The sequence below is a fragment of the Bacillota bacterium genome, assembly GCA_009711825.1.
In the GTDB taxonomy this organism is placed as follows: Bacteria; Bacillota; Proteinivoracia; order UBA4975; family VEMY01; genus VEMY01.
The window spans coordinates 137,147-150,551 of record VEMY01000001.1; the positions used below are offsets into that span (position 1 = coordinate 137,147).

The window sequence follows — 13,405 nt, forward strand, 5'->3', positions numbered from 1 at the left end:
GCCGGTTATTTTTTTATTAGCATTTTTAACCAATTGGCGAGATGATCATTGATGTAATCGTAATTGCTGTGGCCAGCTTTGATCTCTTTAAAGGTGACTTGCACCTCGTTTTCTTGCAGTTTTTCAACCAGTTTGCGAACCGGTTCAACTGGCACCACACAGTCATTGGCGCCATGGATAACCAGAAGCGGTAGCGATTTCGCCGTTTCAATAAAATCAGTGACGTCAAAACCGCTTTCTATAGGACTGATGCCTTGGGGAAGACTGGGGTTGCCGCTGAATACGGCCAGGCCAGCAAACAGATGTGAATGACGCAGGCCTGTATGCCAAGTGCCGAACCCTCCCATGGAAAACCCGGCCAGGAAGGTTCGGGACCAGCTGACCGATACACTAGATTTAACGGCTTCCAGTGCCTCAAGGATATCTGTTTCACAGTCGTCCAGGTAGAACCCGTTTAAACGTCGTCCTCTAGGGAAAAGAATTACAATTCCCAAGCGGTCAGCCAGTTTGTGGAGTTCCTGGTTGGCGGCAATTCGCTGTTCGTCAACGCCGCTGCCATGCAAAAAGACAAGAAGCGGCCATTTTTTATCATCTGAATATGCCCTGGGAAGATAGATGCTATATGGTTGTAATGAACCGTCGACTCGGGAGCGAAATGCCCTGCGGCTGAGACCGGTTTTTCCCTGGAGCGGATTGACGCCCGCTTGTATATCGTGGAGCATCGTCCGGGCCTCAGTTAATAGCTTGTCCATCCGGTCCGGAACTTCCCACGGCGGAGACTGGCTAAGCTGGGTAATCCAATCCAGGCGAAACAACGCCGAGAGCACCGCTTCCTTATGCAGATAATTTATGTCTTCCGCCATACGTTCCAAATCTTGTTTTAATGTTTCAATATCTTCGGGGTTGAGCACGTAGAATGGATGATCTTTCTTAAAGCTCTTTTGGCTGCCTTTGCCTTCGGCCCTCAAGATATACAAACCGGATGGCATGGCGCGGTGAGGGCTCCATTTCACTGTCCATTGATGCGGTCCGGAGGCCAACTCCATAGCTGAAAAATATTTTTCCAATACCTTTTCGCCCTGCAGGATATAGAGCTTGAGTTCTGCCGGGCAGGGATCCGGTGTTAGCAACCCGAGGCGGAGGACTATGGAGTCATCGCCTTGTAAACGTGCTTTGGTCAACACTGTTTGGGCCAGCGGAGACTGTAAATTTGGCTCACCAAAAGCCAAGGGCAGCACACGCCGCAGCAAAGTCTTCTCGCTGTCAAAATCTGGATCGTTCACTAATTGACAGTGAACCGGTCCGGAATCGGTGGTTCGGGTAAAGGTAAGGTTAAGGGCAAAATGATTGGTGCAGAGTGGGCGAATTGGCGGGAGTGACGCCCAAGGCACGGATATTTGCCAAACTGTTCCAGTTTTACTGCGGGTTTGCCGGTAGCCGATGGCGCCGGAGTCGAAATCCGGAAACCAGCGGCCACTGCTGTTGACCACTGTTACTTTTTCCGGACCTCCAAACCCAAGGGTAGTATAGAAGGCGGTGGGTTGGTCGGCAGGAGCGTGGCTGACGGTGAGTAAAAAGCCATCGCCAAAACGCCAGGCCCGTTCCCGGTTATCGTTCGTTGGCCAGGTGGTTTCCACACGCAGGTATAAACAATGATTATCGTACGCCCAATTGCTTCGTACTGTTTGGTCCCCGTCAGTCTCCGCAAGCATGAGTTCCTTCATTTTTTCGGTGGTGGGAAACTTCTTGACATTATCCGCAAATGGAATGCTGCTTGCGGAAAGGGATGGTGCAGGTGTTGGGTACAGTTCAAAGGCCATTAGATGGGCACCTCCTTAACACTCTCTACTTCGCGGTAGCATAACAAAAATCCTGCATTTATGTGAGGCAGTAAATTGCCAAAACCAGTCAAGAACAAAGCTGCCCGCCAGGGGCAGCTTTGGCACAAAGGTAAGTTATTGCTCGTTATAGGTGTCGATTGAGCGGCCGGTAAACGGTTTGAGCTCAGTTTGAAGTTCCGAGAGCTGGTTTTGAAGGAATTGCCGACGGGAAATAAGTTCGTCGTCGTTTAGGAGCTTTATATCTTCGGCTAGCGACTCACTGATTATCCAGGCAAGCTCAATGCTGGTAAAGGCGCTTTCACGATCTGAGCGTCTGCGCAGCCAATTGAAGAGCACCGAAATCAGCCAGGATACGAGTCTGGTCAGCCAGTTACCCGGGGTCTCCGGTTCGGCCGGCGGTTCCGGCTCCTGGGGCGGTTCAGGCTCTGCCGGTGGTTCCGGTTCCTGAGGCGGATCGGGTTCTGTAGGCGGTTCTGGTTCCATGGGCGGCTCAGGCTGCTGACTAGCAATAATCGCTTCCATAGTGGCGCCGATATCTGCCAGCATTTGATGGAAAACGGGAATAAGCTGGTGGGGGCAGGTCTTTCCGGTCCATGACTGATGCGTGCGAATCTGATCAAGATTGAAGTTGTTGTCCAGAGCGATACTGGCAATTCTGTGTACCGCTACAGAGTAAATTAAATCTTTATCGGCGTCTTCATTTTCACAGATTTCAATAGCAATACTGTTGTAATTGGCATCTCTGCCGGCATGCCACGCCACTTCGTTTTCGGGAACACAGAGAATCGCCTCCCGGTCATCCACTACCCATTGATATGATACCTGACGATCATTGTTTTGAGCATAGTTGCGGTGCGCGGCGGCGTTGGCGCCGGCGCGGGGATTTCCAGTTTGATGGACGGTAATAAACTTAGGCGTAATTTGAACGCCAGGGCGGTTTTTACCGCTAATCAGCCATTCCCGAACATTGTACTGGGGCATAAACGCCCGCCCGCGTTGTTGAGCCATTTTGTTCAACAACGCCAAAATTCGGGCACGGGTCTCTGGACCGACGCTGCTGTCAACAGCAATGTTTTCCACTCGTTGCAAGTGGCGGACAGCTGCCTCAGTGTTGGGTCCAAAATTGCCCCCGGCAGAGCCTACAGCCCTGTATTCTGAAAAAATCGCTGCAATCGCGTTTAGTTGTATTTGGAGTAGCCGGACAGCTTCACCACTACTTCCAGGACGTAATACAGGCCATTGCATAACATCGCCTCCTGATATAAATTATGCAATCTGGCCAGACGTTTGACAGGGCATATTGCTTGAAATTTGCCGGGAGTAGTTGTATGGATTATAATATTTTTATACCCAGAGGGATTTCACGGCAGTTAGCAGGCGCTTGGGGACGTTTTTATCGGTGGCGGCCTGAGCGGCTAGCAATTCTTTAATCTGTTGGCGTTTGGTATAACCGTCGGCTGGACAGGGGTTATGCAGGACTGGGAGCTCCAGTTTGGCAGCGACCCTGCGGGTGGTGTTTTCACTAACATAGACCAACGGCCGGATGAGATAAAGTTCCCGCCGGTCCAACCATGTTACAGGTTTAAAGCAATCTATACGTCCGTTGTAGATCATGTTTAAGAACAGCGTTTCCACCGCATCTTCCCGGTGATGACCGAGGGCAACTTTGTGGCAACCGAGGCGGACTGCTTCGCTGTTCAGGGCACCGTGACGGAGTTTGGAGCAGAGTGAGCAGGGGTTGGTTTCCTTTCGTAAATCAAATAAGACCTGGGCAATCTCGGTTTTCACCAGATGAAAGGGGACGTCTTGATCCCGACAGAACGCGGCCACATCCGACCAGTCACTGCCTGGCCAACCCATGTCAACACTGATGGCATGGAGTTCAAACTTAATCGGTAACATCCGACGAAGACGGGCCAAAGTATACAAGGTGGTCAGGCTGTCTTTGCCGCCCGACACACCCACTGCCACAGAATCGCCGTCGTGCAGCATGTCGTAATCACGCATCGCCCGCTTGACCAACGGAAACAGATGTTGATGAAAGGGTGCGCCCATAACTTCACCTCCGGCCCTGATTATACAGGGTTGGCGAATAAATTCAAAGTGTTGAATACTTAAATTTAGGGGGATGACTAAATGCAATATCTGACACTTGGTAAAACAGCAATGAAGGTTTCAGCGCTGGGTTTCGGTGGCATTCCAATCCAGCGGGTGGACATGCCGAGGGCGAAAGCGGTCTTGGCAGAATGCGCCAACCAAGGTATGAATTTCATCGATACTGCCCGGATGTATGGTGACAGCGAAGAGAAGATTGGCGCTTTCCTAGAGGGGAATGAGCGCAGCAAGTGGTACATCGCCACCAAGTCAATGGCCCGGGACACTGAAAGCATGGCCAGGGAAGTAAGGACCAGTTTAGAGCTTATGAATTGTGACTATATTGACTTGTATCAGTTCCATAACGTGGCCAGCAAAGAAGATTTGGAAAAAATCCTGGCCCCAGGAGGCGCGATGGAAGCGTTGGAACAGGCGCAGGCCGCGGGGCTGGTAAAACATATCGGCATTACTGGTCATAAGCCGGACATTCTTGAGCCGGCTGTGCGCACCGGCCGCTTTGACACCGTACAGGTGCCCTTCAGTCCTCTGGAGCAGCAGGCAGCTGATTTGCTTAAGTTGGCCCGGGAGTTTTCCATGGGCACGATTGCCATGAAGCCGTTGGCAGGGGGGGCTTTGACAGCTGCCCGGGCTGCAATTGATTGGTTGCGGGTAAATCCGTTAATCGATGTGGCGATTCCGGGCATGGAGTCGGCAGAGCAAGTACAAGAGAATTGTTCAATTTTCACGCGTACAGTCAGTGCTCAGGAGAAGGAAGAGCTGGCGGAGTTGGTAAGTGGCCTGGGCAGCAATTTCTGTCGTCGCTGTGAATACTGCCAGCCTTGTCCCCGGGGTTTGAAGATTCCGGCCATGTTCCTGTTTGAGGGCTACTACACCCGCTACAATCTAAAAGAATGGGCTCGGGAGCGCTATCATACCTTGCCGGTCAAAGCATCCGAATGTGATGAGTGCGGGATTTGTGAAAGCAAATGTCCTTACGATTTGCCGATTCGAGAGATGTTGAAACAGACGGCTGCTACTCTAGAAGACTAACTATCCGGGAGGAAAATTATGAAGTACTGGCTGCTGAAGACGGAGCCGGAAACATACAGCTACCACGATCTTGAGGTTGCCGGTAGCGATACCTGGGACGGTGTTCGCAACTTCCAGGCCCGTGCAAATATCAAAAAAATGGCCCCCGGTGACCAGGCGTTTATCTATCATACAGGGCGCCAACGGGCGATTGTGGGGATTGCCGAGGTAGTGAGCGAACCATATCCCGACCCTGGCGATCACCGGTTTTTATGGATTGATGTGCGGGCGGTGCGCTCTTTGCCCAGACCGGTTTCCCTGTCAGAAATCAAGGCCGAGCCCACGTTTGCTGACTGGGAGTTGGTACGTTTGTCCCGTTTGTCAGTAATGCCTGTCCCGCCTCAATTTTGGTCGCAAATATTGATGATGGCTAAATAGCTTGCAAACAAATAAAGCAGCCACGGGCTGCTTTATTTCGCCTGCCGATGGGCAGTTACGACATCGTCGTAATCAATCAACGCCTGACGGCCAGACTCGCTAAGGCGGTAGACCCCGCGCTTTACACGCTCAAACCAGGCATAGTGGTTATCCCAGAGGATTCTCCCCGCTCTTTCCACCCCGGTCTCGCGGACAATGTCCCGCACCTGTTTCGGTTGGTGGGAAAGTTTTGCTGCAATCCGCAGGGCATCCTCCCTGTAGGCTGTGACCACTGGTCGTCTGCTGGCGCCGCCCAAATTGTAATCGCCGCTTCGTTCGCGAAATTCCCGCAGCAGCTGGCTGCGGCCACGGCCCCGGGAATCGTGCCAATCGGCCTCCAAAATCACTTCCACTGCCTGACCATGAACGGTAAGCAGGCCCAGACCCAACCGCGCACACAATCTTTTGATCTGTGCCCAGCGCCTGTCCTGCTTTTTGGGTCGGGGGATTGCAAGATAGACATTGCCGCTGTGTTTTTGCCGCTCCACAGCTTGCAGGATTAGTTCAAGGTTGAATCGCAGCTTCAGCTCCACTATTAATAATTTATCCCCACGGACGGCAACCAAATCGCAGGCCTGCACCTCGCCCCGCACCTGATATCCTAGATGTTGAAGGAAATCACGGACAGGCCTGTAGAGGGATGTTTCTTTTTCAGGCATCGGCTGTGTTCCGGAGCAGCTCCAGGGCTCGGGCCAAGACCTGGTTGTTGTTGGCATAACCGCGTTGCTTGTGCAGGGTCTCAACGGCTTGTAGAGGCAGCCACATAACTTTATTAATTTCTTCAACCTGGGGCGTGGGGTGTCCGCCTAGCGCTTCAATCAGGTAATATGTTACTTCCTTTGCAATCTCGCCCCGGGCCGGGTCATAATAATTATATTTAACTGTGCCCAATTCGGCAGTGATTCGTCCCACTATGCCTGTCTCTTCCCGAATTTCCCTGAGGGCTGTAGTAGGTAAGTCTTCACCTGCTTCGATCCGTCCCTTGGCAAAAGTAAGGTGCCGAAAGCGGTCTTCGATTACCAACAACTCAGGGACACCGTGATTGTGCCTGTAAACAATACCTCCGGCAGAAATCTCTTTGATATTAACCACCTCCTGTTCAAGGTTCAGGGAACTGCCGCGCCAGCTGGCGATGTTGTTCCCAGTCGGGCTCGCTCCACACAACGGCATTATCCTTAAGTCTTCGTTTTTCTTTTAGGGTCAACACCCTGGTCACGGCTTCGCGGACCCGGGCGATCGGCAGGTCCCCACGCTCCAGTGCCGCCACCAGGTGTTGGTGGATTAGCCGTGTTTTTTCCGGCGAGTGACAGATAAGTAATAAGTCTGCCCCGGCCAACAAGGCTTCCAGGGCTGCAGTCTCCACCGGAATATCCTGTAGAGCATGCATTTCTAAGTCATCGGTGATGATAACGCCTTCAAATCCCAGTTGTTCCCGCAAGATGCCTGTGAGTATCTCAGGACTGATAGTCGCTGGTTTGGCGCTGAGCTCTGGATAGACGACATGGGCAGTCATTATCATCTCCAGCCCTGCTTCCACAGCTGCGGCAAAGGGTTTTAGTTCACGATTCAGCAGTTTTTCCCGGGGGATGTCAACCCGGGGCAGGGTGTGGTGGGAATCTGCCAGGGTATCACCGTGGCCGGGGAAATGTTTTCCTGCCGCAATCACATGTTCCGCATTCACCCCCCGGGCAAGCGGAATGCCGGCGGCAATCACCGTCTGGGCATCGTTGCCAAAAGCCCGACTGCCAATTACAGGGTTGTCAGGATTAGTGTTTATATCCAACACGGGGGCAAAATTAAGATTAAAGCCAAGGGAAGCAAGTTCTTTGCCCATTGCCGCGCCCACAGCTTCAGCGAGCAGAGGGCGTTGTCCTATCTGCGCTGCCGCCGGCCAATTGGTCACAGGGGCCGGCAGACGATTGACGCGCCCACCTTCGTGGTCGATGGCCAAGAACAGGGGCGCTGGCCCCTGGTTCGCGGCCTTGAGCGCGTTGAGCAGTTCATTGGTCTGTGTCAATGACTGGATATTACTGGGCATGAGAATGAAGCCTGCTACTGGCACATCAAGCAGTAATGCTTTTGCTTCTGTCACATCGCTGCCGGGGAATCCGCTGACCAGCAACTGCCCGAGAAGTTCAGTTTTTGTCATCTCCGCCATTAGACGCTCTACTGTGGCAGGCGCGGGTAAATCGCGCTCAGGCGCATTTGCCGGTGTTTGCAGCAAAAGCAATGACAAAATTACTAGAGCTAAAGGTACTGCTAGCTTGCGCATCCTTCTCACCTCCGGTTATTATATCAAATAAAAAGTGGTTGGAGAAACCAGGAACAGGTGGTAATCATGAAGAGCCAATGGTCTGACAAGGCTTATCACACATGGAATCACTGCTTGCGTGCCCGGTTTGGCGAAAAAGTGGCGAAGATTTCCCTGGACGCGGGGTTTTCCTGCCCCAACCGTGACTCCCGGGGCAGGGGTGGGTGTATTTACTGCAGTCCCCGGGGCAGCGGCGATTGCGCCGGTGCGCGGGAGCTGCCAATAGACCGTCAGTTTTCAACAATTGTGCAGCGTATGCAGCGCAAGTGGCCGGGGGTCCGGAAGTTCATCGCCTACTTTCAGGCCTATACAAACACCCATGCGGATCCGGAATATTTGGCCGCTTTGTATAAAACAGCGTTGGCCCAGCCCGGTGTGGTTGGATTGTCAATATCAACCCGACCCGATTGCCTGCCAACACCTGTTATGGATCTACTTGACGAATTGAACCGAAAAACCTGGCTCTGGGTGGAGCTTGGCCTGCAGACAATTCATGACCGTACATTACAATTAATCAGGCGTGGCCACGATTATGCCAGTTTTCTTCAGGCCGTAGATGCGCTTAGGGCGCGAAATATTCGCGTCTGTCCCCATATTATCCTCGGACTGCCTGGTGAAACCCGGGCAATGATGCGGGAAACTGCGAATGCCCTGGCGGCATTGCCAATCCAGGGATTGAAGCTGCATATGCTGCATGTTGTCAAGGATACAGAGCTGGCGCATATGTGGTCCCGGGGTGAAATTTGCCTTTTGGACAGGGGGCAATATGTGGAAACCGTGGTGGATGTTTTGGAGCGAATGCCACCAGATGTAGTTGTGCAGCGGTTGACTGGTGACGCTCCCCGGGAGATTTTACTCGCCCCGCCCTGGATTTGTCGCAAGTGGGAAGTGCTTCAGGCAATAGACCGTGAGTTTTCCCGGCGACAGACTTGGCAGGGACGGTTATGGCAAAGTCAGCAGGGGGGAGGCAGCGCAGAATGAAAGCACGTGAATTTATTTGTAAGCATAAGCTGGGAGGGATTCTGGCCTGCTTGCACCGGAAACCGCTTACGGAATGGCAGCTGCGTTCAAAATTGCCCGACCGAGCGCTTTTGGGTGAGTTAGTTGAGCAGGATTTGATTCGCCGGGATGGCAAGGTATATCGGTTGAATCTGGTGCTTCTTGATGCTTCAGACCGTCGCTTGGCGCGCGGTGTTGCGGCTACTTTCGCCCGCGATTTGGCAGAATCCTTTGCCGCTCAGCGACCCGATGTCTATTCAGTGCTTGCCCGCTACCCAAATCCGTCTGTGCAAACAGACGTACTGGCGGGTGCAGCTGTAGGCTGCTTTTTTCTAATCGAAAATTCTCCCCGTTACTTGACGGAGTCCGGGTATACATGTGAGTCGCTGGTCTCACCGTTCAAGCCTCCGAAGCTAATTACTTTGCCCCTTGACAATAGTCTGTTTTGCGGGTTTGGCCCTGAGGCTGCCCAATCCTTGCCTGGTTTACTGCGCAAGGGCGTTCAGGGGCCCATAGCATATCAGGTTGCCGTCAATAGGCGCTTGCGGGCGCTGGCAGCTGATTGCGCAGCGATACTGGCGAAGGTATCTGAGGGTGAGACCAGCCTCCGCCAGGTTAAGCAGCAATTCCCAGGAAGCGATGATCTGATTGCGTTGTTGGTGGCCCTGGGTTGCCTGGACTGGGAGGGGGACAAGCTTATGTTTCTCTTGCCCTGGTGGAAACCTGAGCACGGGGAATTGCTCCGAAGTTTGGAGGCGTTTCTGCTGCCGGTGTTGCTATCCTGGCACAGGCTCAATTATCCGGTGTTGAAAACCAGTTTGGAGGCGTTGGGGGCAATACAGAACGGACTTGATTTTCCTCGGGTTTACAGTTTAATTTGGCCATGTATTGTTAACGATGTCATCAATTACTTATATACAGTTAATTTTCTTGCCGGTAACACTACAGCTTTTACCGGTTTAGTACGTGCTCAAGAAGACGCCAAATAGCGACCGCAGCTTTTTGAGCCAGGTCGCACGTATGTGGAGAAAAGCTGCTTTAACAATTGACAGAGACGCATAACTGTATCCTTGCCACTGATTAATGCTGCCTGGACACCGCTTGGGGGCTGCAGCCATTGGCCACTGAAAAAGAGATTCCTTAAACCCCTGACCCGCCCGGAATGGAACATTACTTTTCCTGCTGCGGTGGGCAAGAACGGCAGGTAGGCACCGCGAAAAGCATTGGATGTTAGTTGATAGGTCTTGGGGGTGCGTACATCAAACACTTCAGCTTGCCCGCCATATCAGGAAAACGCTACTCAATTGCCTCGCGCACCTGTTTTCCAATCCGGTCGACTTCCTGTTGGTACGCCTGCCTTTCTGTATACAACTCATTCCAGGCGTCGAATTCGCCATGAAACTGGTGTATATCGCAGGTTATTACAGAGTGGCCCGGGGGCGCGAATGAAGGGTCATAACTATAATGTGTTATTGTCAGCCGGTCGATTAGCCGGCTGTTGATTCTAAAGGAGTTTACCGGAAAGTTTAGAGTTTGCGGGACGTCAGTCAGCGAATCTTCCAATCTCATACCAACGTAAATACTTGAGGCCAAGGGGTAAGCTTGCGGGTTATCGAAGCGCTTCTTAAAGGCTCTGTCCAGGTGCTTGCCTTTGAGCAAAGATATATAGAAATGATGAGCGTCACAGGCCGCAATGAAGTAATCGGCGCTAAAAACTTTATGGTTACGGCAGATTAGGGAGTGGACGCGGCTGCCGCTAATTTCAAAATCAATCACTTCGTTTGACGGCGAAATGGTGCCTCCCAGGGATTGATATTTTTTGCCATTCGCAGACTCAGGGCTTTAGAGCCCTGATAGGGGATGTCAGCATTTCCTTTTGTAAATTCGGCCAAAGGATATAGGGCCGAGACGGCGTTATAACCCAGGGGCACAAAAGTGCGCAAGGTGGTAGAGTTTTATCCCCTCCAGCGCGCCAACGATTTTCCATAGCCTGTTAAGCCATGTCCCCTCCTTGGTCCCGATTAGCCAATGGATGCTCCCATCAATAATATAGCCGTCACAATCCCAGCCAGTACAGTTGCCGCCTGGGGTCGGTTGTTTTTCTAGCACAATGCTCTCAAACCCATTTAATTGTGCAAATATCCCGGCACTAAGGCCGGCAACGTCACCGCCGATGATTATCAGTCGTTTCATGGTCCCTCCTTAGCCGCGTCATTCATTCTGTTTTTATACCCCTGCATGTCGAAATTTATGCGGAGCTGGAGTCTCGCCCGGCGATAACCTTCATGACTTTGAGAGTTTTGTCACCCCTGGTTTCCATGGTATAATTCATGTATTGATAGACGGGGGTGGGGGATGCTTACATACCGAGTTCGACAATTTATCGCTGCAGTAACTGCTCGGGTCAGCCCCGAGGAACGGGCCTGGGTGGAGCAGGAACTAGCAAGCCTGCAAGATTTGTTTTTCGGCATGTCTGTAGTTGACCAGCGCCATTGTCTCGATGTGGCCCGGGAAGCTCTCCGCCGGGCCGGCGAGAAGACAAACAAAAAACTGCTTACCCAGGCGGCCCTGCTCCATGATTGCGGTAAGCAGGCAGGGGAGCTTCGGCTCTGGGACCGGGTAGCGATTGTCTTGGGCAAGAAGATCTTCGGCCGACGCACCCAGCGTTGGGCAAGCAAAGGCAGGGGTCTCTACCACGCCTTCTACATACACTATGAGCATCCGGAGATAGGCGCAGAACTGGTGCGCATGCATGGGAGCGGCGAAACTCTTTGCGCCCTAATAGCCGGGCACCACAAAGCGCCATCCTCTGGCGATGCGCCGGAAGCAAAGCTGCTCTATTTTGCCGATCAGCAGCATTAGGAGGGGGAAAATGCCTGAAGCAGAGTTTTTCGGCGCCATTGCCGACTTGGTGCAATGGGGCCGTGTGGTTGTCGGGCACGATTATCATGGCCGGCAGGCAGAAAGTTACGATTTAACTCAGGCCTGGACAGGAGATCTCGACTACTACCGGCAATGGGCTGAGCGTCAGGGCGGACCGGTGCTGGAGTTGGCTTGCGGCACGGGCAGAATATCCCTGCCCCTTGCCAGGGACGGGGTTAGCGTAGTCGGTCTTGATCGTTCGCTTGACATGTTAGGTGTCTTTAAAGAAAAATTGGCCCGGGAGCCCGAGCCAGTACAGTCACGAGTGGAATTAATCCATGGCGACATGACGGATTTCTCCCTGGGAAGGAAGTTCCCTTTGATCATAGTCCCGCTTTATTCATTCACCCATTTGACCGAGAGCAGGGCACGAGAAAATTTTTTTGCCCGTGCCTGGAGGCATTTGCAGCCTGGGGGCGTCTTGGTTATGGAGTTGCCCGTCTGGGTTGAAGGCGAAGAGTGGACCGGGAATCACCCGCGCTTTAGCTATCATCGCCGCCAGGGGCTCAATCAGTTGGTCAGTTTTTATCAGACCAGGCCGCTGGCGCCCGGGCTTGTCAATCTCAATTTCTTGACCATACACTTGGAGGCAGAGGGCCGCGCCCGGGTGGAAGCAGTGGCCTGTAATGAGTACCGTGCCAGCCGGGCAGATTTGGCGGCCCTGACTGCTACTGCCGGCTTTAAACAGATGGATTTATATCGTAATTACCGGCATAGTCCGCTGCGCGCCAAAGATCACGCAGCTGTGCTGGTGGCTCGTAAATGACAAGGAGGTTTTTACTGTGGAGGTTTTATTTAATACCAAAATTAGTGATGAACATCTGGAGCGGGTGCGTGCCGGCTTTCCCGATTTAACGGTGCATCGCGCAGAATCGATTGATGAGGCGGAGGCGCTGATTGCCAATTGCGAAGTGCTTGTCACCTGGTGGAGCAATTTCGTCCCCGACTTGCTGCAAGCTCCTAAGCTTAAATGGGTGCATTCTTTGGCAGCAGGTGTCGACGGTTTCTTTTTGCCCCCAATAAAAAGTGGCGAGGTTTTGCTCACTAATTCCAGTGGAATCCATGGTCTGCCAATGGCCGAGCATGTGATGGCAATCATGCTGGCCTTTAGTCGCGGAATTTTCCGCTATGCCAGACAGCAAAAAGAACGGCGCTGGGAGCGTTTGCGTTTGTCTGAGTTAAACGGTAAGACCCTAGGCGTTATCGGCATGGGCAGCATCGGCCAGGAAATCGCCCAGCATGGCGCCGCATTTGGTATGCGGGTTTTGGGTGTCAAGCGCAACCCCGGCCAACAATATCCGGGTGTGGACCGTATGGTCAGCATGGAGGGCCTGGATATGGTGCTCAAGGAGAGCGATTACGTGGTTCTCTCAGTACCCCTGACACCGGAAACGGATAAGATGATTGGTCGGCGGGAATTAGAGCTGATGAAACCGGACAGCATCCTGATAAATGTTGCCCGCGGTGAGGTTATTGACGAAGCGGCGCTAATTGAAGCTCTCCGGGAAAACATTATCGGCGGTGCTGGCCTGGATGTTTTTGAGACTGAACCATTGCCTGAAAGCTCGCCGCTCTGGGAGTTGGAAAACTGCCTTATCACCCCCCATTGTGCAGCCCTTTCCCCCCAATATATGGCCCGGGCTGTGGACTTGTTTTGCCGCAATCTGGAGGCCTATCGCAACGGCCAACCGATGCCCAATCTGGTGGACCCCGTACGCGGCTATTAGGAGGC

General features: G+C 52.7%; 16 protein-coding genes. 7 read left to right on the forward strand and 9 right to left on the reverse strand.

Going from position 1 to position 13,405, the window contains the following annotated elements; translation table 11 throughout:
* Positions 1-5: 5 nt before the first annotated feature.
* The 3 genes from FH749_00790 to FH749_00800 all read right to left on the reverse strand — a co-directional run bounded on the left by FH749_00790 (position 6) and on the right by FH749_00800 (position 3,896).
* A complete protein-coding gene (locus FH749_00790) occupies positions 6-1,820 on the reverse strand; it encodes a hypothetical protein (protein ID MTI94014.1) in 1,815 nt (604 codons plus the stop codon).
* A 135-nt stretch (positions 1,821-1,955) separates the two neighbouring features.
* Positions 1,956-3,086, reverse strand: coding sequence for a hypothetical protein (locus FH749_00795; GenBank protein MTI94015.1), 1,131 nt, complete (start codon positions 3,084-3,086; stop codon positions 1,956-1,958).
* Positions 3,087-3,185: 99 nt separating this feature from the next.
* On the reverse strand, positions 3,186-3,896 hold the full coding sequence (locus FH749_00800; protein MTI94016.1) for a tRNA 2-thiocytidine(32) synthetase TtcA: 711 nt from the start codon (positions 3,894-3,896) through the stop codon (positions 3,186-3,188).
* 81 nt (positions 3,897-3,977) lie between these two features.
* Between FH749_00800 and FH749_00805 the strand changes: the two genes are divergently transcribed.
* Both FH749_00805 and FH749_00810 read left to right on the forward strand, forming a co-directional pair.
* Positions 3,978-4,985 (forward strand): aldo/keto reductase, encoded by a 1,008-nt coding sequence (locus tag FH749_00805; protein ID MTI94017.1) that lies wholly within the window; start codon positions 3,978-3,980, stop codon positions 4,983-4,985.
* Between the two features lie 18 nt (positions 4,986-5,003).
* Positions 5,004-5,402 (forward strand): EVE domain-containing protein, encoded by a 399-nt coding sequence (locus tag FH749_00810; protein ID MTI94018.1) that lies wholly within the window; start codon positions 5,004-5,006, stop codon positions 5,400-5,402.
* A 32-nt stretch (positions 5,403-5,434) separates the two neighbouring features.
* Here the strand turns inward: FH749_00810 and FH749_00815 are convergent, their stop codons facing one another.
* The 3 genes from FH749_00815 to nagZ are packed head-to-tail and all read right to left on the reverse strand — an operon-like array spanning position 5,435 to position 7,713.
* Positions 5,435-6,100 carry a hypothetical protein gene (locus FH749_00815; GenBank protein MTI94019.1) on the reverse strand — a complete coding sequence of 222 codons (666 nt, stop codon included), beginning with the start codon at positions 6,098-6,100 and terminating at the stop codon, positions 5,435-5,437.
* Positions 6,093-6,524 carry an NUDIX domain-containing protein gene (locus tag FH749_00820; GenBank protein MTI94020.1) on the reverse strand — a complete coding sequence of 144 codons (432 nt, stop codon included), beginning with the start codon at positions 6,522-6,524 and terminating at the stop codon, positions 6,093-6,095. Before FH749_00820 ends, FH749_00815 begins: the two co-directional genes overlap by 8 nt.
* Before the next feature lie 16 nt (positions 6,525-6,540).
* Complete coding sequence (nagZ, locus tag FH749_00825) at positions 6,541-7,713, reverse strand: beta-N-acetylhexosaminidase (protein MTI94021.1); 1,173 nt, start codon at positions 7,711-7,713, stop codon at positions 6,541-6,543.
* A gap of 66 nt (positions 7,714-7,779) precedes the next feature.
* Here nagZ and FH749_00830 point away from each other — a divergent pair, with 66 nt between their 5' ends.
* Together FH749_00830 and FH749_00835 are read left to right on the forward strand one after the other, a co-directional pair.
* Positions 7,780-8,733, forward strand: a complete 954-nt coding sequence (locus FH749_00830; GenBank protein MTI94022.1) for a TIGR01212 family radical SAM protein — start codon at positions 7,780-7,782, stop codon at positions 8,731-8,733.
* A complete protein-coding gene (locus FH749_00835; protein ID MTI94023.1) occupies positions 8,730-9,740 on the forward strand; it encodes a hypothetical protein in 1,011 nt (336 codons plus the stop codon). The genes FH749_00830 and FH749_00835 overlap by 4 nt, the downstream gene beginning before the upstream one ends.
* Here FH749_00835 and FH749_00840 read toward each other — a convergent pair.
* The 3 genes from FH749_00840 to FH749_00850 form a co-directional block, all read right to left on the reverse strand.
* Positions 9,722-10,018 carry a hypothetical protein gene (locus FH749_00840; protein MTI94024.1) on the reverse strand — a complete coding sequence of 99 codons (297 nt, stop codon included), beginning with the start codon at positions 10,016-10,018 and terminating at the stop codon, positions 9,722-9,724. The two genes, FH749_00835 and FH749_00840, sit on opposite strands and share 19 nt — an antisense overlap.
* 29 nt (positions 10,019-10,047) lie before the next feature.
* Positions 10,048-10,527, reverse strand: a complete 480-nt coding sequence (locus tag FH749_00845; GenBank protein ID MTI94025.1) for a hypothetical protein — start codon at positions 10,525-10,527, stop codon at positions 10,048-10,050.
* A 138-nt stretch (positions 10,528-10,665) separates the two neighbouring features.
* Positions 10,666-10,944 (reverse strand): NAD(P)/FAD-dependent oxidoreductase, encoded by a 279-nt coding sequence (locus FH749_00850; protein MTI94026.1) that lies wholly within the window; start codon positions 10,942-10,944, stop codon positions 10,666-10,668.
* 162 nt (positions 10,945-11,106) lie between these two features.
* Here FH749_00850 and FH749_00855 point away from each other — a divergent pair, with 162 nt between their 5' ends.
* From FH749_00855 to FH749_00865, 3 genes are read left to right on the forward strand one after another with little or no spacing between them, the layout of a single operon-like run.
* The gene (locus FH749_00855) at positions 11,107-11,613 is read left to right on the forward strand and encodes an HDIG domain-containing protein (protein ID MTI94027.1); all 507 of its coding nucleotides are present in this window, start codon (positions 11,107-11,109) and stop codon (positions 11,611-11,613) included.
* Positions 11,567-12,439 carry a class I SAM-dependent methyltransferase gene (locus FH749_00860; protein MTI94028.1) on the forward strand — a complete coding sequence of 291 codons (873 nt, stop codon included), beginning with the start codon at positions 11,567-11,569 and terminating at the stop codon, positions 12,437-12,439. The genes FH749_00855 and FH749_00860 overlap by 47 nt, the downstream gene beginning before the upstream one ends.
* Positions 12,339-13,400 (forward strand): D-2-hydroxyacid dehydrogenase, encoded by a 1,062-nt coding sequence (locus FH749_00865; protein MTI94029.1) that lies wholly within the window; start codon positions 12,339-12,341, stop codon positions 13,398-13,400. Before FH749_00860 ends, FH749_00865 begins: the two co-directional genes overlap by 101 nt.
* Positions 13,401-13,405: the final 5 nt, after the last annotated feature.

Bases quoted from the DNA above. Each gene is read 5' to 3' on its own strand.
- FH749_00790 (MTI94014.1), bottom strand. From the start codon at position 1,820: ATGGCCTTTGAACTGTACCCAACACCTGCACCATCCCTTTCCGCAAGC.
- FH749_00795 (MTI94015.1), bottom strand. From the start codon at position 3,086: ATGCAATGGCCTGTATTACGTCCTGGAAGTAGTGGTGAAGCTGTCCGG.
- FH749_00800 (MTI94016.1), bottom strand. From the start codon at position 3,896: ATGGGCGCACCCTTTCATCAACATCTGTTTCCGTTGGTCAAGCGGGCG.
- FH749_00805 (MTI94017.1), top strand. From the start codon at position 3,978: ATGCAATATCTGACACTTGGTAAAACAGCAATGAAGGTTTCAGCGCTG.
- FH749_00810 (MTI94018.1), top strand. From the start codon at position 5,004: ATGAAGTACTGGCTGCTGAAGACGGAGCCGGAAACATACAGCTACCAC.
- FH749_00815 (MTI94019.1), bottom strand. From the start codon at position 6,100: ATGCCTGAAAAAGAAACATCCCTCTACAGGCCTGTCCGTGATTTCCTT.
- nagZ (MTI94021.1), bottom strand. From the start codon at position 7,713: ATGCGCAAGCTAGCAGTACCTTTAGCTCTAGTAATTTTGTCATTGCTT.
- FH749_00830 (MTI94022.1), top strand. From the start codon at position 7,780: ATGAAGAGCCAATGGTCTGACAAGGCTTATCACACATGGAATCACTGC.
- FH749_00835 (MTI94023.1), top strand. From the start codon at position 8,730: ATGAAAGCACGTGAATTTATTTGTAAGCATAAGCTGGGAGGGATTCTG.
- FH749_00850 (MTI94026.1), bottom strand. From the start codon at position 10,944: ATGAAACGACTGATAATCATCGGCGGTGACGTTGCCGGCCTTAGTGCC.
- FH749_00855 (MTI94027.1), top strand. From the start codon at position 11,107: ATGCTTACATACCGAGTTCGACAATTTATCGCTGCAGTAACTGCTCGG.
- FH749_00860 (MTI94028.1), top strand. From the start codon at position 11,567: ATGCGCCGGAAGCAAAGCTGCTCTATTTTGCCGATCAGCAGCATTAGG.